Source organism: Micromonospora sp. CA-248212 (assembly GCF_050948405.1).
Lineage (GTDB): Bacteria > Actinomycetota > Actinomycetes > Mycobacteriales > Micromonosporaceae > Micromonospora.
Map to the genome: position 1 here is coordinate 3,386,845 of NZ_CP192023.1, position 21,463 is coordinate 3,408,307.

The 21,463-nt window shown below is 73.4% G+C and carries 15 protein-coding genes and 2 pseudogenes; 10 read left to right on the forward strand and 7 right to left on the reverse strand.

The features are described 5' to 3' along the window. Window positions 1-217: 217 nt before the first annotated feature. Together ACQP03_RS16245 and ACQP03_RS16250 are read right to left on the reverse strand one after the other, a co-directional pair. On the reverse strand, window positions 218-5,680 hold the full coding sequence (locus ACQP03_RS16245; protein ID WP_433461062.1) for a carboxyl transferase domain-containing protein: 5,463 nt from the start codon (window positions 5,678-5,680) through the stop codon (window positions 218-220). Between the two features lie 427 nt (window positions 5,681-6,107). After that, the gene (locus ACQP03_RS16250) at window positions 6,108-6,314 is read right to left on the reverse strand and encodes a hypothetical protein (RefSeq protein WP_355052696.1); all 207 of its coding nucleotides are present in this window, start codon (window positions 6,312-6,314) and stop codon (window positions 6,108-6,110) included. A gap of 230 nt (window positions 6,315-6,544) precedes the next feature. On the opposite strand from ACQP03_RS16250, the gene ACQP03_RS16255 reads away from it, so the two are divergent. Further along, complete coding sequence (locus ACQP03_RS16255) at window positions 6,545-7,372, forward strand: hypothetical protein (RefSeq protein WP_357170337.1); 828 nt, start codon at window positions 6,545-6,547, stop codon at window positions 7,370-7,372. Window positions 7,373-7,395: 23 nt separating this feature from the next. Here the strand turns inward: ACQP03_RS16255 and ACQP03_RS16260 are convergent, their stop codons facing one another. The 5 genes from ACQP03_RS16260 to ACQP03_RS16280 form a co-directional block, all read right to left on the reverse strand. Further along, the gene (locus tag ACQP03_RS16260) at window positions 7,396-8,601 is read right to left on the reverse strand and encodes a low temperature requirement protein A (RefSeq protein ID WP_357119151.1); all 1,206 of its coding nucleotides are present in this window, start codon (window positions 8,599-8,601) and stop codon (window positions 7,396-7,398) included. Between the two features lie 210 nt (window positions 8,602-8,811). Beyond that, on the reverse strand, window positions 8,812-9,879 hold the full coding sequence (locus ACQP03_RS16265; RefSeq protein WP_357394212.1) for a hypothetical protein: 1,068 nt from the start codon (window positions 9,877-9,879) through the stop codon (window positions 8,812-8,814). 249 nt (window positions 9,880-10,128) lie between these two features. Continuing rightward, complete coding sequence (locus tag ACQP03_RS16270; RefSeq protein WP_357119145.1) at window positions 10,129-11,478, reverse strand: FAD-dependent oxidoreductase; 1,350 nt, start codon at window positions 11,476-11,478, stop codon at window positions 10,129-10,131. 1 nt (window position 11,479) lies between these two features. Further along, a complete protein-coding gene (locus tag ACQP03_RS16275) occupies window positions 11,480-11,827 on the reverse strand; it encodes a TcmI family type II polyketide cyclase (protein WP_357119142.1) in 348 nt (115 codons plus the stop codon). Window positions 11,828-11,920: 93 nt separating this feature from the next. Beyond that, the gene (locus ACQP03_RS16280; protein ID WP_357394214.1) at window positions 11,921-12,730 is read right to left on the reverse strand and encodes an AfsR/SARP family transcriptional regulator; all 810 of its coding nucleotides are present in this window, start codon (window positions 12,728-12,730) and stop codon (window positions 11,921-11,923) included. A gap of 436 nt (window positions 12,731-13,166) precedes the next feature. Here ACQP03_RS16280 and ACQP03_RS16285 point away from each other — a divergent pair, with 436 nt between their 5' ends. From ACQP03_RS16285 to ACQP03_RS16325, 9 genes and pseudogenes are all read left to right on the forward strand, one after another. Beyond that, a complete protein-coding gene (locus ACQP03_RS16285) occupies window positions 13,167-13,496 on the forward strand; it encodes a TcmI family type II polyketide cyclase (RefSeq protein ID WP_357119136.1) in 330 nt (109 codons plus the stop codon). Next, window positions 13,493-15,250 (forward strand): acetyl-CoA carboxylase carboxyltransferase subunit alpha, encoded by a 1,758-nt coding sequence (locus ACQP03_RS16290; RefSeq protein WP_357394216.1) that lies wholly within the window; start codon window positions 13,493-13,495, stop codon window positions 15,248-15,250. The genes ACQP03_RS16285 and ACQP03_RS16290 overlap by 4 nt, the downstream gene beginning before the upstream one ends. Next, a complete protein-coding gene (gene accB, locus ACQP03_RS16295; RefSeq protein WP_357394218.1) occupies window positions 15,247-15,831 on the forward strand; it encodes an acetyl-CoA carboxylase biotin carboxyl carrier protein in 585 nt (194 codons plus the stop codon). The genes ACQP03_RS16290 and accB overlap by 4 nt, the downstream gene beginning before the upstream one ends. A 14-nt stretch (window positions 15,832-15,845) precedes the next feature. Then, a pseudogene (locus ACQP03_RS16300) lies at window positions 15,846-17,275 on the forward strand (acetyl-CoA carboxylase biotin carboxylase subunit). After that, a pseudogene (locus ACQP03_RS16305) lies at window positions 17,272-17,976 on the forward strand (SRPBCC family protein); the annotation flags it as partial. The pseudogenes ACQP03_RS16300 and ACQP03_RS16305, both read left to right, overlap by 4 nt. A 139-nt stretch (window positions 17,977-18,115) precedes the next feature. Beyond that, entirely contained in the window at window positions 18,116-18,532 is a 417-nt protein-coding gene (locus ACQP03_RS16310) for a cupin domain-containing protein (RefSeq protein WP_357119121.1), read from the forward strand. Between the two features lie 42 nt (window positions 18,533-18,574). Beyond that, window positions 18,575-19,843, forward strand: coding sequence for a beta-ketoacyl-[acyl-carrier-protein] synthase family protein (locus ACQP03_RS16315; RefSeq protein ID WP_357119118.1), 1,269 nt, complete (start codon window positions 18,575-18,577; stop codon window positions 19,841-19,843). Next, complete coding sequence (locus tag ACQP03_RS16320; RefSeq protein ID WP_357119115.1) at window positions 19,840-21,090, forward strand: beta-ketoacyl synthase N-terminal-like domain-containing protein; 1,251 nt, start codon at window positions 19,840-19,842, stop codon at window positions 21,088-21,090. Before ACQP03_RS16315 ends, ACQP03_RS16320 begins: the two co-directional genes overlap by 4 nt. Next, entirely contained in the window at window positions 21,087-21,428 is a 342-nt protein-coding gene (locus tag ACQP03_RS16325; RefSeq protein WP_357119113.1) for an antibiotic biosynthesis monooxygenase family protein, read from the forward strand. Before ACQP03_RS16320 ends, ACQP03_RS16325 begins: the two co-directional genes overlap by 4 nt. Window positions 21,429-21,463 lie beyond the last annotated feature (35 nt).

Consider the following 21,463-nt stretch of genomic DNA (forward strand, 5'->3'; position numbering starts at 1 on the left):
TCGAAGGACCGGAAACTCGTTCGAAACATTATGGCCGTCGATGGGCCCCGTCAACTCTGAAAACTTCCGGAAAACAGTCGGGTGAGCTGCGCGACTGTGGATAGTCATCGGATGAAAGTTTCGCCGCTGCGCCGAGCGGCAGGGCGTCAACGACAGCGGGGACGGCACCGACCCGGATGGGTCGGCGCCGTCCCCACTCAGCGGGACCGGCGGCGGATCAAGCGTTCAGCCGCGCCTCGATCGCCTCGATGACGCGCGGACGCAGCTCCGCGGCGCGGATGACGGCGTCCACCGAGCCGACCTCGACGGCCCGTTGGATGTTGTGCACCCGGTCGAACTCGGTAGCCACCTCGCCGAGCTTCTCCGCCCGCACCGAGGACCGCAGCTCGTCGAGCTCGGCCGTCAACGCGGCGCGCTCGGTGCCGGACGCGGCGGCGACACGGGCCTCCAGGGCGCGTACCCGCTCGTCGGCGGCCGTCCGGGCGTTGACGTCGGCGGAGAACACCACCGCGGCGGCGGGAGCGCCACCGAGCACCGAGGCGAACGACCCTTCCAACGCGAGCACCGTCATGCTCGGGTTCAGCGCCTTCGAGAACACCACGAACGCGCCGCCGTGGTACCGCGAGATCACGCAGAACACGATCGGGCCCTGGAAGTTGACGATCGCCCGGCCGATCTCCGCGCCGTACTCCAGTTGCAGCTTGCGCATCGACTCGGGCGAGCCGTCGAAGCCCGACAGGTTGGCCAGCACGACCAGCGGCCGGTTGCCGCTGGCCGCGTTGATGGCCCGCGCGGCCTTCTTCGACGAGCGGGGGAAGAGCGTGCCCGCCGTGTAGGTGTCCGGGCCGTCGGTGGGCGGGAACCCCCGACGCGGCACCGACCGGGACTCGATACCGAGCAGGCACACCGGGATGCCGCCCAGGTGGGCGTCCTGCACGACCGCCGTGTCGGCGTCGGCCATGCCCGCCCACCGCTCCAGCACCGGGCGGTCCTGGTCGGCGATGGCCCGCAGCACCGTCCGGATGTCGAACGGCTTCTTGCGGTCCGGGTTGGCCTCGGCGGAGAAGATCTCGCCGACGGTACGGAACGGGCTGCCCGCCACGTCGTGCGGGAACTCCGAGATGTCCCGGTCCACCGGGTCGGTGGTGGTCGCGCGACGCGGCGCGTCCTCGCCGGGCGCGACGTACGTGTGGTCGTAGTGGGCCATCAGCACGTCCCGCGCGGCGGTCAGGTTCGGCGCCCAGTACTGCGCCTGCCCGTTCGGACCCATCACCCGGTCGTACCCGCCGATGCCGAAGTTGTCCTCGGCGGAGACGCCGCCGGAGAAGTCCAACGACTGCTTGCCGGTGAGCACCATCGCCGAGTCCGGGGTCATCACCAGGACACCCTTGGTGTGCATGAGCATCGTGGCCTCGGCGTTCCAGTACGGCTGCGCGCCCACGTTGATGCCCGCGACCACGATGTTGATCTCACCGCCGGCCTGGGTGAACTCGACAATGCGCTTGAGCGCCGCCGCCACCCAGTCCATGTTCTCGGTACCCGAGGTCATCGAGATCCTGGCCCCGGCCGACAGCGCCCACCACTCCAGCGGCACCCGCATCCGCTCCGCCAGGTCCAGGGCGGCGATCACCCGCCGGCACTCCGGCTCGGACAGCGCGCCCAACGACTTCGTCGGGTCGCCGAGCAGCACGACCCGGGTCACGCCCTGCGGGTGTCGCTCGGTGGGCGCGGTGACGACACCGGCGACGATCGCGGCGCGGTTGCGCCCCTTGGGCCGGTCCACCGGGACCAGCGCGTACGCGTCGTCGAGGTCGTGCTCGACGAACTCACCGAGCCGACCGGTCAGCTCGTACGGGTACACCGTGTTGCGGCTGCTGGCCCGCAGCACCTTCAGTCGGTACTCGTCGAGCGGCTCGACGGGCTCGGCCGGCGGCTCGCCGACGGTCAGCTCCGCGCCGCCCTGGGCGTCGAACGAGATCCGTACGGCGATCTTGGTCAGCTCGCCGGTGCGGCGGTCGCGCTGACGCGCGATGAACAGGATCTCCTCCAGGCCGGCGCCCACCGTCGTCGGGCGCACCCGCCCGGCGATCATCTCCATCTCCTCGCGGGTCAGCTCGCTCGGCGGCCACACGTAGACGACGATCCGGTTGGTGGTGAAGCGCGTCTTCGACGGCCGGCGCGACTGGGCCCGGCGGATCGAGTCGAGGCAGGCCGCCACCGCGTCCTCGGCGGTGGGCAGCGCCACCAGCCGGCCGTCCTGCTCGCGCAGCTCGGTCAGGTCACGTACCTGGGCGAACGCCACCAGGCGCTCGTCGGCCGGGTTCTCCCGCGCCACGCACTGGAAGAGGTAAACCTCCTCGTCCGACGACGGCAGCCGGGTCAGGTCGAACTTGTGCAGCCGCTCCAACTGCATCCGCTGCGCGATGTACGGGTGCAGACCGCGGATCAGCCGGTCCTCGACCATCCCGGCGTCGGACGGGCGGAAGGTGAAGTGGTGGTGCATGACCGCCCCGCCGCGACCCGCGACGGTGGCGGTGAGCCGACGGACCCGCGCCGGCAACGGATGGGCGGCGAGCACGTCGCGCAGCGCGGCTGCCATCGCGTCGAAGTCCTCCGGCTGGTTCTCCCAGCCGAGGTAGATGTCGGCGTCGACGGAATCCTCGGCGCCGGCCAGCTCGGCGAGCCCGCGCAGCGCGTCGCCCAGCCCGTCGAAGCGGACGGCCGCGGAGACCACGGTGGAGTCCGCGCGCTCGGCGACCACGAAGGAGCAGTCGGCGACCTCGCGGGTCCGCACCCGGTTGAGCGCCTTGTTGCCGTAGTAGCGGCGGGTGAGCACCTCCAGCATGACCGTGTTGTCCAGGTGGTGCCGCACGAGGCGCTGGCCCAGCAGTCGGACCAGTGGCTCGGTGCTGCGGACCATCTCGGCGACGCGCTCGGCGCGGTCGGGCGAATCCGGGTGGGCGTCCAGGTGTCGCAGGTGGGCCCGCACCTGCGCGTAGACGCGGGCGCGGTTGCGGCGCAGCAGCGGCTGCGCGAACCAGGCGAACACCACGCCCCGGGCCAGGTCGGCGATCACGGGGAAGCGGACCTGCGTCGCGGCCACCAGCCGCTCCAACGCCAGACCGGCGGGCTCGCGCAGCGACTCGTCCGGCGGCGTCTCGCGCAGCCACTCCCGCAGCAGCGACGCCACGACGGTGGCGTCGACGGACGCGCGCTGCTGGGCCAGGAAGATCCGGAACACCGCGGCTTCCAGGCCGGGGGAGCGCTCCAGGTCGGTCACGCCGTAGTGGCTGAGCGCCTTGGCGAGCTTGGCCTGGAAGGCGTCCGGCAGACCGGCCCGCTCCACGTCGAGGCTCTGCAGGTAGGTGTGCAGGTACTCCCGGTCGCTGCGCGCGTGCGCGCCGCCGTCCTCGCCGGTCGGCCGGTTGCGGCTCAGCTCGGCCAGGTCGGCGAACGCGTCGACGAGGTCCAGCTCGGCGGCCAGCGGCCGGTGCCCGTCCTCGGCCGCCAACCGGCGTACGACGAGATAGTCGTCGAGCACCCGCCGGTCGTCGTGCGGGTCGACGTCGAAGCCGAGCAGCAGGCCGCGCAGGTCCTCCTGACCGCGCCGGCTGCGCTCGTACGCCGACAGGCCGGCGTCGGCGGCGGGCAGGTCCAGCTCGACGGTGGGGCCGCTCGGGGCGGCCACGGTGTCGGCGGCCTCGTCGGCGACCGGCTCCAGCCGCAGCAGCGGCGCACCGGCCTCCACCTGGCTGCCCACCGAGACGGCGCACTCCTTGAGTCGGGCCCGGAACGGCGCGCGCAGCACCGTCTCCATCTTCATGGCCTCCAGCACCAGCACCGGCGCGCCCGCCTCGACCTCGGCGCCCACCTCCAGCGGGGTGGCGACGACGAGCGCGGGCATGGGGGAGCGCAGGACGCCGCCCTCGTCCCGGCTGACCCGGTGCGTCACGCCGTCCACCTCGACGAGGTGGGTCGGGCCGTGCGTGCCGGTGAGCAGCCGGTACCGGATGCCGTTGACGGCGATCTGGCCGGTGTGCCGGTCGAAGCGGTCCAGCTCGACGTCGGCCGTGCGGACGTCGCCGCCCGCCTCGATGCCGACACGGAACCGGTGCGCGCCGATCCGGGCCACCCGCAGCCGGTAGGTGACGCCGCGCAGCTTGAGGTCCAGCGGTCGGCCGCTGGCGTGCTGCACCTGCGGACGCCCACCGGCGGCGGTCGACAGGAGCCGCTGCCGCTCGGCGTGCTCCTCCTCCTCGTACGACTCGATCGCGGCGGCGGCCAGGGCGACCGCGGAGTGCCGGTGCGTGACGAGCCGGCCCTCGCCCCGGACCCGGTCGATCCAGCCGGTGTCGGCGCTGGCGTCGATGACCTCCGGCTGGTCGAGCAGGTCGAGCACGAAGCTCTTGTTCGTCGCGCCACCGTCGATGATGACGGTGGTGTCGGCCATCGCCCGCCGTAGCTTGCCCAGCGCCTCGTCCCGGTTCCGCCCGTACGCGATGATCTTCGCGATCATCGAGTCGAAGTCGGCCGGGATGGTGTCGCCCTCGCTGACGCCGGTGTCCACCCGGATGCCCGGCCCGGCGGGTAGGTCGAGCCGCGCGATCCGCCCCGGCGACGGCGCGAAGTCACGGTCGGGGTCCTCGGCGTTGAGTCGGGCCTCGATGGCGTGCCCGCGCTCCACCGGCGGGTCACCCACGAGCCGGCCGCCCGACGCGACGTGCAGCTGCGCCTTGACCAGGTCGAATCCGGTGGTCAGCTCGGTGATCGGGTGCTCGACCTGCAGGCGGGTGTTGACCTCCAGGAACGCGAACAGCCGGTCGCCGGGGTGGTAGAGGAACTCGACGGTCGCCGCGCCCCGGTAGCCGACCGCCACGGCGAGCCGCTCCGCCGACGTCTTCAGCTCGGCGGCCTGCGCCTTGTCGAGCACCGGCGAGGCCGACTCCTCGATGACCTTCTGGTTGCGCCGCTGCACCGAGCAGTCCCGCACGCCCAGCGCCCACGCGGTGCCCTGACCGTCGGCGATCACCTGGACCTCGACGTGCCGGGCACCGGTGACCAGGCGCTCCAGGAACACGATGCCGCTGCCGAACGCCCGCGCCGCCTCCTGGCTGGTGCGCTCGTACGCGTCGGCGAGTTGGGCGTCGCTGGTGACCACGCGGATGCCGCGCCCGCCGCCGCCGGCCGTCGCCTTGAGCATCAGCGGGTAGCCGATCTCGGCCGCTGCCGCCGTCGCGGCCTCCAGGCTCTCGACGGCGCCGCGGCTCCACGGCGCGACCGGCACGCCGACCTGCTCGGCGATCAGCTTTGCGCCGATCTTGTCGCCGAGCTGGCGCATGGCCTCCGGGCTCGGTCCGACGAAGGTGATCCCGATCTTCTCGCACAGCTCGGCGAAGGCGGGATCCTCGGCGACGAAGCCCCAGCCGACCCACGCGGCGTCGGCGCCGGTCTCGGTCAGGGCGCGCTCGAGCGTCGCGAGATTCAGGTACGGGCGCGCCGACGCGGGCCCGAGGTCGTAGGCGATGTCGGCCTCGCGCACGAAGGTGGCCGTGCGGTCGACGTCGGTGTGGAGGGCGACCGTCTCGATCCGGCTGCCCGTCTCCGCGGCCAGCTCCCGGACCGCGTGGATGAGCCGCATGGCGGCCTCACCACGGTTGACGATGGCGACGCGGTTGAACACCCGACTGACCCCTTTGGTAGACCATCTGTACGTGCCGAGACACGACGGCTCCCGGCAGTGATCACTTTTCCGGCTCGGAGCGGACGGCGCCATGGTGCAACGGCCGAACCAACCGCCGCTGAGTTGTAGAGACCCCACAAAACTTTTTGGCTGTCAGCGGCCAGGTGCCGGATAGATGTCCCCTCTTCGCGATGAACGCCCCGACATCACCTTTCGGCTTCTTCGCCCCATTGCGCCCGCCCTGGGCACCGCCCTCACCATCACCCGACCGACCGCCGACCGCCGACCGCCGACCGCCGACCGCCGACCGCCGACCGCCGACCGCCGACCGCCCGACCGCCGACCGCCGCCCGACCGCCCGCCCGACCCTGGGACGGAAAACGGCCCGCGCCCTACGCGGGCGCGGGCCGGGCGAACCGCCTTCGTCCTACTTGGACGGCTCGGGCAGCTTGCAGTCGATCTTGGGATTGGCCCCGATGTAGTTCAACGGTCCGGCCACGATCGTGACCAGGATCGTGCCCGCCTCGGCGCAGTTGGTGTCGTCGCCGCTGTAGTAGCCCCGCTGGCCGGCGGCGACCGCGCCGATCACCAGCCAGATAACGACGATGACTCCGAGTATCGAGGTGCCGCGCATCGCTGCCTCCTGAAGGAATGTGGTGGAGCTGAGGTGCACGCGTTGTACCCAATCGGGTCGCGCCGCTAACGGTGGACGCGTCGTACCCCCGCCGCATCGTCCGTCCGGACGATGCCGGCATCGGCCGCCCGCACGAGGTCTCCGCGCGCGGCTATCGGATCGCCGACCGACCCGGCCGCCGCGCGGGGCATCGGACGTAGAACTGCCTCACGGCCCGCCGAGGAGGACCCATGGACGTCCCGACACCATCGCTCTACGTCGACCGCCCCCACGACGTCGCGGTCGCTGCCCGCGCGCTCGCCGGAGGCGCGGTCGTCGCGGTGGCGTTCGCCAACGTCTACGCCCTCGTCGCCCGCCCGGACCCGGCCACCGTCCGTCGGGTGAACCTGGCCAAGGGCCGGGCCGTCGACCAGGTCGGCAGCATCACCACCGCGATCGGACGTATCCCGGGGATGTTCGACTGGTCCCGTATCTCACCCCGGTTGCCGGTCGGCCGGGTGCGGGCCCTGATGGACGCCCTCTACGGTGCCGGGCCGTTCGGCTTCCGGGGTCCGGCCGCCGACCGGTTGCCCGACCACCTCACCCAGGTCGACTGCGGACTGCGGACCGCCCAGGTCATCGCTCCCGGCCTCACCTGTCCGTCCAACACGTTCTTCGAGCGGGCGCTCGCCGAGACCGGCACCGACCACCTCTACATCACGTCGGCGAACCGGTCCCGGCACCACACCGGCGCCGCCGACGAGCCGGCCCACTGGAAGGCCGGCGCGCTCGCGGCCGACTTCGCTCACCTGCGCGACCTGGTGGTGCTCGCCCACCCGGACGAGGCGGTGGCCCGCGCCGCCTACCCGGGCTACCTCACCACCTCGGTGACCCTGCTCTCCTTCCACGCGCCGGTTGGCGAGCTGGAGGAGCCGCCGGTGCTGACCGTTGACCGGCACGGCTCGCTGCACGTGGACGACGTCCGCCGTGCCGCCGTGCCGCTGGGCCTCCAGGTGCGCCTCGGCAACACCGCCGGGCAGCGGCTACAGGCCCGGGGGTACGCGGGCGCGCTGGTGTGACCGCCCGCCGGCCGGCGGCTGGTTCAGTGCGGCGGTGCGGGGGGCTCCGGCGGTTTGCCGTGGCTGCGGAGGTGGTCCGCGTAGGCGACCCCGGCCAGCACCAGCAGCGCGCCGAACGAGGCGGCCAGCGGTGGCAGGTACATCACCACGGGCGCGATCGTGAGCAACGCGAGGAGCCCACCGGGGCGGGACGGCGACACCCGACTGAACACCTCGTACTCGAACGAGGACCGGCCGACCAGGAACAGCGCCGGGCCGCCGAGGATCACCGCCACCCAGGCCGGCGGCGTACGTCCCGGGTGGTCGTGCAGCACCAGGTCGAACCCGGCGGCCGTGGTCACCACTCCGGCGATCATCAGCAGGTGGGTGTACGGGGCGGTGAACAGAAACTTGGCCGGCGCGCCGGACATCTTGATGGCCGTCGGCAGCAGCTGGCCGGACTTGTGGACGTAGATCCGCCAGAGCAGCAGGGTGGTCCCGAACGCCACCGCGAACGAGGCGATGTTCTGGGCCTCGGTGTGCGCCAGGTTGAACATGGTGCCGATGGTCAGGATGGCGTCGCCGAGCGCGATGATGAAGAACTGCTGGTACCGCTCGGACAGGTGCTCGGCCGTGACGTTGCGCTGCGGCTCCGGCACCACCCCCAGCCCCGGCACCGGGTACGCGAGCCGGAAGCCGGTGTAGTCGATGGCCAGCGCGATGGCCCAGCACGCCAGCCGGGCGTCACCGGCGACGAACGCGCCGATGATCCAGGGGATCGCCGACACGACGAACCAGGTGAAGATGCGCAACGCCCGGCGCTGGGTCTGTGGTTGGCGACGCACGGCCGGCATCAGGAACAGCCCGCGCCCCAGGTGGATGGCCACGTACGTGCCGGCGAAGACGATGCCGCGCGCGTTGAACGCCTCGGGGATCGCGGTGGTCATCAGCAGCGCGCCGAACATGACCGAGGCGATCAGCAGCTTGATCTCGGTCCGTTCCGGGTCGTACAGGTCGGTGACGAGGGTGGTGATCGCCCACGTCCACCAGACGGCGGCCAGCAGGATCAACGCCTGTCCGGCGCGGTGCCAGTCGAGCTGGTCGACCATGCCGCGTGAGATGAGCGCGAGCGCGACCACGAACACCAGGTCGAAGAAGAGTTCGAGCAGAGTCACCCGGCGGGGGGAATCCGGGTCGCGTACCGGTGGTCGCGTCCTGCCAGGCCCGGGCTCCGGCGCGGAGAACTGCACGCTCGCTCCTGCGGTGCCGGTCGACGTGGCGGACCGTCCGGCCCACCCCGACCGACGCTAGCCAGCGGCCCACCCCGCCACCTCGGGATTCGTCCCACCGTCCCCCGACCGGGCGGTTGGTCGACCCGCGTCCCGGCCTCCGTCGGGCGCGCTCGGAACGAGCGAACCCCCGGACGTCCGCGCGGACGTCCGGGGGTTCACGGTGGTGCGTCAGCCCTGGTCGCCGCCGGGCAGGACGGCGCTCGCCGCGTCGCCGGCGCCGGCCAGCACCCGAGCCTGCTGGGGCCAGGTGGCCAGCGCGGGCGCGGCGCGCAGGCCGGCGGTCCGGATCAGGTCGCGCAGCGCCGGCTCGTCCAGCTCGCCGAGCTGGCGGTAGGTGCGCACGCCGGCCGCCTGCAACGCGGCCGCCATCTTCGGCCCCACACCCTGGATCCGACGGAAGTCGTCCGCCGGGCCCGTCGGGTCGGTGTCCGCCGTGGTCGCCGGGATCGGCGGGGCGTCGGCCGCGCGGACCGGCGGCGTGGCCCGCGCCGGCTCGGCCTCGTCGACGTCCACCGCCGGCAGACCGGCCGCGACCGCCGGGGTCGTGTCGGCCGGCGTCGTCCCGGTGTACGCGCTCTCGGCGGGAGCGGCCTCGGCCTGCTCGTCCGGCGCGGCCGGGACGGTCTCGGCCGGGGTGGCGTCGACCGGCTCGGCCGGGGTGGCATCGGCCGGCGTCGTGTCGGCCGGGGTGGCGTCGATCGGCTCGGCCGGGGTGGCATCGACCGGCTCGGCCGGCGTGGTGTCGACCGGCGTGGCGTCGATCGGCTCGTCCGACGGAGTGTCGGTGCGGTCGTCCAGCGGCTGGCGCGGGGCGACCACCGTCGCCGGGGCGGGCTGCTCGTCGACCGTGCCCGGCTCGTCGACCGCGTCGGTCCGGTCATCGGCCGGAACGGTCGGCGGGGCTTCGGTGAGGGCCATGTCGCCGGGGTCGACGGCGTCCGGCGCGGAATCGTCCGACGTGGTCACGGTGGCCGGCGCGCTGACCGTGTCGACCGGGGCCGGCTCGTCGGCGACCGCCGCGGGCGGGGAGTCGATGCTCGCCGCCAGCCGGGCCTCGTCGGTCATGGCCGGTGGCTCCGGGCTGGTGACCACGGCCAGACCGGCGACGGGATCGCCGTCCACGATGGGCCGTGCGGCGGCCCCCGCGCCCTGCCGGCCGCGCAGCAACCATCCGGCGGCCAGGCCCAGCAACACCGCCACGACCACTATCAGCGAGTGTCCGATAGACCACTCCACGGCGAACCTCCCTCTCACCTCGTCGAGAAAGTCACGAGAAAAACTCGCCGCAGCTTCGCACACGCGATCGGACGACGACAGACAGGACCGGTCGTACGGCGCGCGCCGACGCCCACCACCTCGCGGGGTGCCCGACGGGTGACGCAGCGTCGCGCCCACCAGCGCCGACGTCGCGACCGGCGCCCGCCGGGCACGAGGCGACCCGGGTACGACGCTCGCACGTCGTACCCGGGTCGGTGGGTGCCGCGGTCAGTCCTCGTCGCCCTCGTAGGTGTGGAAGTCGTCGACGAAACGGCGTCGCAGTGGGGGCACCCGACTGGTCACTCCGAAGTAGCCGCGCGCGCCGAGCAGGGCGAGACGGCCCACCACCGGGCGGTACATCCGGTCCTCGCCGTTGGTGCCGCTGCGGTTCAGTGATTCGGCGACCCGTGCGAAGCCGTACGGCACCATGGCGGCTTCGTAGTCCGCCACGGCCTGCACGAGCGTCTTGTCCCCGGCGACGGCGCTGGTGAGGTGCTGGCAGAGCAGGCGGGCGTCGCGCAGCGCGGTGTTCGCCCCCACCCCGCGCCCGGGGGTCATCGTGTGGATGGCGTCCCCGAGCAGGGTGACGGTGCTGCTCTTCCAGGGTGGCGTCGGCTCGGACGTGCTCACCCTGATCGGCAGGACACTGCCCGGATCGCTGGTCCGCAACAGTTCCCGCAGGTCCGGGTGCCAGTTCGGGGTCAGGTCCAGCGCGACCCGCTTCAGGTCCTCGCCCCGGCGCTCCAGGACGTCGGACGGGAACCGACGGGCGGTGCTCCAGATGATGAGGTTGATGTAGTCGGCGCTGGTCTGCTCGGACAGGCCGGACCAGGCCCGCAGCAGGGCGGCGTCGTCGTCGCCGACGCCGGGCTTGATCGTCCGGTTCGCGTCCCACTTGAACTCCATCACGTGCAGCACGCCCATCGTGCCGCCGACGCCGAAGATCAGCGAGATGCCCTTGGCGACGCGCTCGGGCACGAGACCGCGGGTCTGCGCGGTCAGCGGGATGCGCGTGGCGATGTTGATCGTCCCGGCGTCCCGGATGACCGCGTGCGGCAGGTACTGGTGGCGGACCGCCGAGTGCGTGCCGTCCGCCGCCACCAGCAGGTCGCCGGTGGCGGTGGTCCCGTCGGCGAAGTGGGCGGTGACCGTGCCGTCGTCGTGCTGCTCGTACCGGACGAAGGTCTTGTCGAAGTGCACCACGTCGGCCAGGCCGGTCAACAGCACCTGGCGCAGCACCATCCGGGCCACCGAGTGTTCCGTCCGCACGGGATCGACGGCCGGCCGCAGCTCGAACGACGCGGTCTCGCGCAGCCGCTGGGTGACGACGTTGAAGTAGCTCGGCGGCCGGGCGCAGGTTGCCAGGAACGTGGCGAACAGTTGAGGTGGCAGGCAGTCGCGCAGTGCCCGGCTGCCGGTCGGACCGATGCCCACGCGGTATCCGAGCAGCCCTTCTCCGCTGTGCCGATGCCGCTCGTAGACGGCGACGCTGATGCCGGCGCGGCGCAGCCCGTGCGCCAGGCACAGGCCGCCGGTGCCGGCGCCGATGACCAGGACGTGCGGTCCCGTGGTGGACATGTCAGCCGGCCGGGTGAGGCGCCGCCGCGTCGGCCGCGTCCCAGCGGTAGAAGCACTCGGCGATGGCGTCCTTCGGGGAGCGCCAGGTCGACAGGTACGGCGAGGTGTGCGCCGCGAGCCTTTCGTTGACCTGCTGGAACAGCGGATGGTTACGGGCGGCGGCGAGGGCGCCCGGATTGACGTCCGAGGTCTCGATGACGTGCACGAACACGTCGTGCAGGCCGTACAGGGACCGGTGCGTGACGCCGGTGAGGCCGGGCAGTTCGGTGGCGTCGGACTCGGCGAAGATCTGGGCGACCCGCCCCTCCGCGCCTGGGATGATCCGGCTGACGATCAGTAGACGACTCATGGGACCCCTTCCGCCGGTGGCCGATCCCGACCCGCAGGCCGGTGGTCACGTGCTTGATGCGGTCACCGTGCCGCAGGCCGTGTCACGTCACCGTCACGTGTGCCGACCGGCCGGTGACGGCCGTACGGCGGTGTCCCGGCCGGCGGCGGGGCGGGTGGCCGCCCGGATCGGGGCGAGCGTGTCGTCGAGCAGGGCGCTCATCGCCGGGCTGGGTTCGAGGCGCAGCTCGCGGCGCAGCAGGTCCCGGTAGACGTAGAAGGCGTGCACGGCCTCGAACGCGTTGCCCTCCGCGAGGTGGATGCGGACCACCAGCCGGTGCGGTGTCTCGCGCAGCGGTTCGGCGGCCATCGCTTCCAACGCTGCCTCCAACGCCTCGCCGTGCCGCCCCGCGGCGAGGTGCTGGGCGGACACCTGCTCCAGCATGTGCAGACGCAGTTGCCGCAGCCGTTCCCGGTCCAGCAACACCCAGTCGTCGTACCAGCCGGGCAGCAGGTCGTGCCGGCCGGCGGCGAGCGCCCCGGCGGTGGTCCGCGGGTCGTCGCCGTTGCGGACGCGCTCGGCCGTCCCGACGAGGTCGTCGACGTCGAGGCGGACGGCCGGGGCCAGCCGGACGGTGTCGCCGGCCACGACCATCGGGCAGCACGGGTCCTGCCGCAGCCGCCACAGCGCGGTCCGTAGCGACGACAGCGCCCGCTCCTCGGACACGTCGGGCCAGAGCAGCCCGGCGAGTTGGCTGCGGGTGGCGCCGGGGCGCAGCCCGATCAGGGCGATCACCCGTTGCAGTCCGCGCGGCACCACGATGTGCGCGGTGGCGTGCAGGAGGCGGAAGCCGCCGAGCAGGTGCAGCGCGAGGTCACCCTCGCCGGGGCCTTCGGCGGTCGGCACGGACGGATCAGCGGCCACGGCGGCACCCCTCTGTGGAACGCTCGTCCCGACTGTCTGCTGTGTCCCGGATCGGCTGCCCGCGTCGCCACCGTCGGCTCCGTCGATGGAATCCGACCACGGCTGTCCACGCGCGGCGTCACCCGCCGGAGCCGCCGGGCTGACCACCGTGAAGATTATCAATTACGGTCACGGTGAGTCAACGCCCATGTTGGCCCAATCTCGCCCATGAAATCGGTTCTGAACTGCAAAAACATCGATCATTCGAGGCGGGCTGCACATGGGACGCATAGCTCATACACAGGTTGCGTCAACGCAGCGTCACCGTTTGGCGTCGCCGGTCGATCCGTCGCGGTGACGCCGCCGTGACGACGACTGCCGCATCGTGGCGGCAGTCGTCCAGCGCGTCCCCGGGGCTCATCCGGCCGACCCGGACGCCGTGGGGGGAGGCCCAGCCATGGACCGATCGCTGATCATCGCGAAGGTCGTACCGACCGCGCAGGAGCAGGTCGCCGAAATCTTCGCCGAGTCGGACGCGACCGAGCTACCGCGCCTGGTCGGCGTCCGGCACCGCGCGCTGTACCGGCTGCACGACCTCTACGTGCACCTGCTCGAGACCGAGCAGCCGGCGCAGCCGGCGGTCGAGGCCGCCCGGGGCCACCCCGAGTTCATCCGGGTCAGCGACCGGCTCCGGCCGTACGTCTCGCCGTACCTGCCGACCTGGCGCTCCCCGCGCGACGCGATGGCGCGCTGCTTCTACCGGTTCGACGCCGGAGGGCGCTCGTGACCGCCGCCGCGGGGCAGGAGGAGCAGCTCTGGTCCCGCTGCGCCGGCTGCGCGAGCCTGCTCTACCGCAAGCGGCTACGCCGCAACCTGGACGTGTGCCCGGAGTGCGGGGAGCACTCCCGCCTCGGCGCGCCGGAGCGGCTGCGGCAGCTCGTCGACCCGGGCTCGCTGCGCCTGCTGCCCGACCGGATACCCGAGGCGGACCCGCTGAACTTCGTCGACGTGCTCCCGTACCCGCACCGGCTCACCGCCGCGCGGGCCGCCACCGGCCTGCCCGAGGCTGTTCTCTGTGGCACCGCCACCATCGGCGGGCACTCGGCCGCCCTGGCGGTGATGGACTTCCGCTTCCTCGGCGGCAGCCTCGGCGCCGCGGTGGGCGAGCTGATCACCCGCACCGCCGAGCGGGCGCTCGACGACCGGGTGCCGCTCATCCTGGTCACCGCGTCCGGCGGCGCCCGGATGCAGGAGGGCGCCCTGTCGCTGATGCAGATGGCCACGGTCAGCCAGGCGATCGCCGCCCTGCGCGAGGCGGGCCTGCTCACCGTCAGCGTGCTCACCGACCCGACCTACGGCGGCGTGGCGGCATCCTTCGCCACCAACACCGACCTGGTGCTCGCCGAGAGCGGCGCCCGGATGGGCTTCGCCGGTCCACGGGTGATCCGTCAGATCACCGGTCGCGCCCTGCCGGAGGGGTTCCAGACCGCCGACTTCCTGCTGCGTCACGGGCAGGTCGACATGGTGGTGCAGCGCCGGTCGTTGCGCGGTCGGCTGGCGGCGCTGCTGGCCGCGGCCCGCACCGGCCGTCCGGCGCGGGCGTCCGTACCCCGTCAGGAGCCGGCGCGACACCACGAGCGTCTGGTGGACGCGGTCCCGCCGGCGGTGGCCGACGGGCAGCGACCGCCCACGGCGGCGGCCGACGACGGCACGCAGCCGGCGGTACGCGACGCGTGGGACACCGTGCGCACGGCCCGCCACCCCGGCCGACCCACCACCCTGGACTACCTGGACTCGGTCTTCGACGGGTTCGTCGAGTTGCACGGCGACCGGCTCGGCGGGGACTGCCCGGCCATCGTGGGCGGGATCGCCCGCCTGGCCGGGCGGCACGTGATGGTGATCGGCCACCAGAAGGGGCACACCACCGCCGACCTGGTCGCCCGCAACTTCGGCATGGCCAGCCCGGCCGGGCATCGCAAGGCGTTGCGGCTGATGCGTCTCGCCGCGCGACTCGGCCTGCCGGTGGTCACCCTCATCGACACGCCCGGCGCGGACCCGGGGATCAGCGCCGAGGAGCAGGGGCAGGCGGCGGCGATCGCGGAGAACATCCTCACCCTCACCGTGCTGCCGACCCCCGTCGTCACGGTGATCACCGGCGAGGGCGGCAGCGGCGGCGCGCTGGCCCTCGGCGTCGCCGACCGGGTGCTGATGCTCCAACACGCCGTCTACTCGGTGATCAGCCCGGAGGGCTGCGCCGCCATCCTCTGGCCGGACCGCTCCGCCGCCCCACAGGCGGCCCGCGCGCTGCGGCTGACCGCGCCCGACCTGTGTCGCCTCGGCGTCGTCGACGAGATCGTCTCCGAGCCCGCGACGGCCGCCCACGACGACCCGGCGGAGACCGCCCGGCGGCTGCGCGCCGCCCTGCTGGCCAATCTGTTGCCGCTGCTGGACGTTCCGCCCGCGATGCTGGTCCGCCTGCGACGGCAGCGCTTCCGTCGGTTCGGCGCCACCCGCGCCGGCAACCAGGCGGGTGCCCGATGACGGCCGGCGCGACGGTGTCCACCGCCGACGGCCCGAACGGCCGGGCGGACGTCGACGGGCGCGTCCGGGCGGACGGATCCCAGGGATCCGACACGGACGGCGAGGAGGTGCTGGCCGGGCTACGCCGACAGGCCCGGCACCTGCTCGCCGAGCTGGCCGGGCCGGTACGCCGGATCCGGCTGCGCAGCGGGGCGACCGTGCTCGAGATCGAGTGGCATCCGGACGAGCCGGTCGGCGGCTCGGGCGTACCTGCGGCCCTGCCGGTGGCCGCCGCCACGCCGCCGCCGACCGCGGCCGCGCCCGGTCCGCCGGCCGCGCTGATCCGCCCCCCGGTTCCGGGCCGCGCCGCGATCCGGGCGCCGATCGTCGGCACGTTCTATCGCGCGCCGGAGCCGGGCGCTGGGCCGTTCGTCGCGGTCGGCGACCTGGTCCGTCCCGGTCAGCCGGTGGCGATCGTCGAGGCCATGAAGTTGATGAACGAGGTGAGCGCCGACCGGGCCGGCCGGGTGGTCGCGATCCTCGTCGAGGACGGTCAGCCGGTGGAGTACGACCAGCCACTGGTCGAGCTGGATCCGGCCTGACGGCGGGGGTGGCGATGTTCGAGACCGTTCTGATCGCCAACCGGGGCGAGATCGCCCTGCGGGTGCTGCGGGCCTGCCGGGAACTCGGCGTCCGCACGGCGGTGGTCTACTCCGCCGCCGACGCGGACTCCGCAGCCGTCCGCCTCGCCGACCAGGCCGTCCGGATCGGACCGGCGTCCAGCCGGCGCAGCTACCTCAACGCCGCCGCGATCGTGGAGGCCGCCCGCCAGGTGGGCGCGCAGGCCGTCCACCCCGGATACGGGTTCCTCTCCGAGGACGCCGACTTCGCCGAGATCTGCGCGGACAACGGGCTGACGTTCATCGGGCCGCCGCCGGCGGTGATGGCGGCGCTGGCCGACAAGTCCTCGGCCCGGGCCCTGATGAGCCGGGCCGGACTGCCGCTGCCGGCGGGCAGCGTCGCGCCGGTGGCCACCGCCGCGGCGGCGGCCGAGGTCGCCGACGCCGTCGGCTACCCGGTGATCGTCAAGGCCGCCGCCGGGGGCGGCGGCCGGGGATGACCGTGGTGCGCCGTCCGGCCGAGCTGGCCCGGGCGTACGCGCGGACGCGGGCCGCCGCCCAGGCCGCCTTCGGCGACGACCGGGTGTACGTCGAGCGCTACCTCACCGAGGCCCGGCACGTCGAGGTGCAGGTGCTCTGCGACGCCCACGGCAACGGCGTGCACCTGGGCACCCGGGACTGCTCGGTGCAGCGCCGACACCAGAAACTCGTCGAGGAGGCCCCCGCCCCCGCGCTGTCCGCCGCGACGCTCGACTCCATCGCCGAGACCGCGCTGCGGGGCGCGCTGGAGGTGGGCTTCGTCGGCGCCGGCACGCTGGAGTTCCTGGTCGACGCCGAGGAACGCTTCCACTTCCTGGAGATCAACTGTCGGATCCAGGTGGAGCACCCCGTCACCGAAATGGTCACCGGGATCGACCTGGTGCACGAGCAACTGCACATCGCGGCCGGCGTGCCGCTGCGGTGGCGGCAGGAGGAGATACACCTGCGCGGCGTCTCCGTGGAGTGCCGCGTGAACACCGAGGACCCGTCACGCGGCTTCGCCCCCACCCCCGGACGGCTCGAGCGGTTCACCCCGCCGGGCGGCCCGTTCACCCGGGTGGACACCCACGCCCGCGCCGGTTACCTGGTCGGCCCCTGGTACGACTCCCTGCTGGCCAAGGTCGTGGTCTGGGCGCCCGACCGGGAGTCGGCGCTCAACCGGCTGGAACGCGCGCTGTACGAGTTCGACATCGCCGGTCCGGGGGTGCACACCACCATCCCGTTCGTCCGGCGGGTGCTCGACGACGCCGGGTTCCGCAAGGGCCGCTACACCACCGGCCTCGTCGACCGCCTGCTCGCCGCGCCCGCGTCGCGGCCGGCGGCCACCCCAACACCCCGCGCCGCGCCCGCCGCGGAGCCCGACGTAACCCACAGGAGGACCCGATGACCGTCACCCATGGTCGCCCGATGACCGCCGAGATCACCGACATCCTGGTGGCACACTGCGGCCTGGACGCCGAGGCCGCGGCCCGCACGCCCGCCGCGTCGCTGGAGGAACTCGGCATGGACTCGCTCGCCCTGCTGGAACTCTCGGCGGTCGTCGCCGACCGGTGGCAGGTGAGCATCCCCGAGCAGGCCGGGCAACTGAGCATCGCGGCGGTGGCCGACCTGGTCGCCCGCCGTACCGACCCACCCGGGCACACCGAGAACACCGTGCTCATCGACGCGCCGCTCGCGCTGGTCTGGGACGTCACCAACGACGTGGCGAACTGGACCGAGCTGTTCACCGAGTACGCCGTGGTGGAGATTCTGCACCGCGACGGGCACACCGTACGGTTCCGGCTCACCATGTACCCCGACGAGAACGGGGTGGCGTGGAGCTGGGTCAGCGAACGCACCGCCGACCCGGTGAGCCGTCAGGTGCGGGCGCACCGGGTGGAGACCGGGCCGTTCGAGTACATGAGGATCCACTGGCGCTACACCGAGGAGGCCGGCGGCACCCGGATGACCTGGACGCAGGACTTCGCCATGAAGCCGACCGCGCCCGTCGACAACGCCGCCATGACCGAGCGGATCAACACCAACAGCGTCATCCAACTCGCCGTGATCAAGGACCGGGTGGAGCGGATCGCCCGGGAACGCGCCGGCCGGAGCGGCCCGGCCGGCGGCTCGGTTCCGGCGCAGGCCGGCTCCGTCGACGGCGACGCCTCGGCGCAGGCCGGCTCCGCCTCGGCGCAGGCCGGCTCCGCCGCGGCGCAGGCCGGCTCTGCCGCGGGGGAGGCCGGCGATGAGTGACCTGGGCACCCGGCTGATAGCGGCCTCGGACGTACCGGCGGACCGGCGACGCGGCGGTGAGTTGCGGGTGCTGTTGGGCCCCCGCACCGTCGGCAGCACCTCCGGCTTCCTCGGGGTGGCGACCCTCGCGTCGGGGGAGCGGATCGCCGAGCACTACCACCCCTACAGCGAGGAGTTCCTGTACGTGGCTCGCGGCGCGATCACCGTGGACCTCGACGACCAGCCCACGCAGGTGGCCACCGGCGAGGCGCTGTTCGTACCGGTCAACGTGCGGCACCGGCTGCGCAACACCGGCACGGAGCCGGCCGAGGTGGTCTTCCACCTGGGCCCCCTGGCCCCGCGCCCCGAGCTGGGGCACGTCGACACCGAACTCGTCGAACAGGGGGTGGGTCGTGAGCGCGAGGAGTGAGCCGGGTTTGCGAGCCCCGCAGTCGCGAACAGAGGTGGCGCGGTGACCGGCCGTCGCACCGTGGTGACCGGCGTGGGCGTCGTGGCCCCCGGCGGCGCCAGCCGGGACCGGTTCTGGAAGACCATCACCGAGGGGCGTACGGCCACCCGGCGGATCAGCTTCTTCGACCCGTCGCCGTTCCGCTCGCAGATCGCCGCCGAGTGTGACTTCAACCCGGTCGCCGCCGGGCTCACCGACGCCGAGCGGCGTCGCGCCGACCGCTACGTTCAGTTCGCGCTGGCCTGCTCCACCGAGGCCATCGCCGACGCCGGCCTGGTGCTTACCGACGCCGAGCGGGACCGCGCCGGGGTGGTGCTCGGCACCGCCGTGGGCGGCACGATGGCCCTGGAAGAGGAGTACGTGCGGGTCAGCGAGCACGGCCGGCGGTGGCTGGTCGACGCGGCACTCGGCGGCCCATACCTGTACCAGGCGCTGGTGCCCAGCAGCCTGGCCGCCGACGTGGCCTGCCGGCACGGCCTGCACGGCCCGGCGCAGGTCGTCTCCACCGGCTGCACGTCCGGCATCGACGCCATCGGCTACGCCCACCAGATGATCGTGGACGGCGAGGCGGACATCGTGCTGGCCGGCGCGGCCGACTCGCCGATCTCACCGGTCACCGTCGCCTCGTTCGACGCGATCAAGGCGACCAGTCCCGACAACGACGACCCAGCGCACGCCTCCCGCCCGTTCGACGCCGACCGGCACGGATTCGTGCTGGCCGAGGGCGCGGCCGTGCTGGTGCTCGAGGAGGCCGAGCACGCCCGACGGCGGGGCGCCCACGTCTACTGCGAGGTCGCCGGCTACGCCAGCCGCAGCAACGGCTTCCACATGACCGGGCTGCGCCCCGACGGGCTGGAGATGGGCCTCGCCGTCAGCGACGCGCTGCGGCAGGGCCGGATCATCCCGGAGCAGGTCTCCTACATCAGCGCGCACGGTTCGGGCACCCGGCAGAACGACCGGCACGAGACGGCCGCGTTCAAGCGGGCGCTGGGCCAGGCCGCGTACCGGGTGCCGATCAGCTCCATCAAGTCGATGGTCGGGCACTCGCTCGGCGCGATCGGGTCGATCGAGATGGCCGCCTGCGCCCTCGCGATCGAGTTCGGGGTGGTGCCGCCGACGGCCAACTGGAGCACCCGTGACCCCGAGTGCGACCTGGACTACGTACCCAACGAGGCACGGGAGGTGCCGGTGAACGTGGCCCTGTCGGTGGGCAGCGGGTTCGGTGGCTTCCAGTCGGCGATGGTGTTCCGCCGACTTCCGGCGGCGGCGTGAGCACCGCCCGGGCGGTCGTTACCGGAATCGGTGTGGTCGCGCCCAGCGGCGTCGGCGCGGACGCGCACTGGCGTACCGTCCTGGCCGGCACCCGGCGCACCGGGCCGATCACGCTCTTCGACCCGGCCGGCTACCCCACCCGCCTCGGCGGCGAGGTGCCCGACTTCGCGGCCGAGTCCTACGCCGAGAGCCGGCAACTCGTGCAGACCGACCGATGGACACACCTCGGCTTCGCCGCCACCCGCCTCGCGCTGGCCGACGCCGGGCTGCCCGAGCGGGCACCCGACCCGTACGGCTACGCGGTCGCCTTGGCCAGCTCGTCCGGGGGCAACCTGTTCGGGCAGCGGGAACTGCAACGGCTCTGGGGTGGGCCGTCGCGCACCGTCGGCGCGTACCAGTCGATCGCCTGGTTCTACGCGGCGAGCGTCGGACAGCTCTCCATCCACCACCAGTTCAAGGGTCCGAGCGGCGTGCTGGTCGCGGAGGCGGCCGGCGGGCTGGACAGCCTCGCGCACGCCGCCCGCGCGGTGCGCCGGGGGACTCCGGTGGTCATCGCCGGGGCGACCGAGTGTCCACTGAGCCCGTACGCCCTGGCCTGCCAGTTGCGCTCCGGGCTGCTCAGCGACGTCGCCGACCCGGAGCGGGCGTACCGGCCGTTCGACGCGACGGCCAGCGGCTACCTGCCGGCCGAGGGCGGCGCGGTCTTCGTGGTGGAGGAGTTGGGCCACGCGTTGGCCCGGGGCGCCCGGATCTACGGCGAGGTCAGCGGCTGGGGGGCCACCCACGACGCCGCGCACACCACCGCCGACAGCGCCGGCGACCCGATCCAGTACGCGCGGGCGATGCGGCTGGCCCTGGACCGGGCCGGCGTCGCGGCGACCGCGATCGACGTGGTGCTGCCCGACGCGCTCGGCGTACTCCGCTACGACCGCAGCGAGGCGGCGGCGCTGCGCGCCGTCTTCGCCGACCGGCCGCCCCCGGTCACCACCCAGAAACCGCTGACCGGCCGGGCCCACCAGGGCGGCTCGGCACTGGACGTGGCCACCGCCCTGCTCGCGTTCGCGCACGACACGCTGCCCGCCTCGGCCGGCCCCGACGAGGTCGCCGACGGGTGCGAGCTGGACTTCCTGCGTGAGCACCGCCGGCCGCGCAGCCGGCTGGCGCTGGTCTGCGCGCGGGGCTTCGACGGATTCAACAGCGCGCTGGTCCTGCGGGGCGCCGCGCCGACGGAAGGAGAGACGCCGTGAGCGGACAGCGGGCCCGAGTGGTCTTCCTGGTCCGGGTGCCGGCGCCGCGTACGGAGGCGTTTCTGGCCGCGTACGAGCAGATCCGGCACCTGGTCGCCGACGGTGTGCCGGGGCACCTGGTGGACCAGGTGTGCCGCTCGTCGACCGACCCGGAGCAGTGGCTGATCACCAGCGAGTGGGCGAGCCTGGCCGACTTCGAGGCGTGGGAGCGCACCGAGGAGCACCGCGACCTGGTGCGACCGATGCGGGAGTGCTTCACCGACGCCCGGTCGCTGCGCTTCCACATCCACGCCCAGACCCCGGACGAGGCCCGTCTCGCCGCCGCCGCAGGGCTCTGATCCACTCCAGATCGCCGAGGTGGGGGTATCCGGAG

What these genes read in the sequence shown, in the direction of transcription:
- ACQP03_RS16250 (WP_355052696.1), bottom strand. Translation starts at nt 6,314, where the DNA reads ATGCGCGGCACCTCGATACTCGGAGTCATCGTCGTTATCTGGCTGGTG.
- ACQP03_RS16255 (WP_357170337.1), top strand. Translation starts at nt 6,545, where the DNA reads ATGGACGTCCCGACACCATCGCTCTACGTCGACCGCCCCCACGACGTC.
- ACQP03_RS16270 (WP_357119145.1), bottom strand. Translation starts at nt 11,478, where the DNA reads ATGTCCACCACGGGACCGCACGTCCTGGTCATCGGCGCCGGCACCGGC.
- ACQP03_RS16275 (WP_357119142.1), bottom strand. Translation starts at nt 11,827, where the DNA reads ATGAGTCGTCTACTGATCGTCAGCCGGATCATCCCAGGCGCGGAGGGG.
- ACQP03_RS16285 (WP_357119136.1), top strand. Translation starts at nt 13,167, where the DNA reads ATGGACCGATCGCTGATCATCGCGAAGGTCGTACCGACCGCGCAGGAG.
- accB (WP_357394218.1), top strand. Translation starts at nt 15,247, where the DNA reads ATGACGGCCGGCGCGACGGTGTCCACCGCCGACGGCCCGAACGGCCGG.
- ACQP03_RS16310 (WP_357119121.1), top strand. Translation starts at nt 18,116, where the DNA reads ATGAGTGACCTGGGCACCCGGCTGATAGCGGCCTCGGACGTACCGGCG.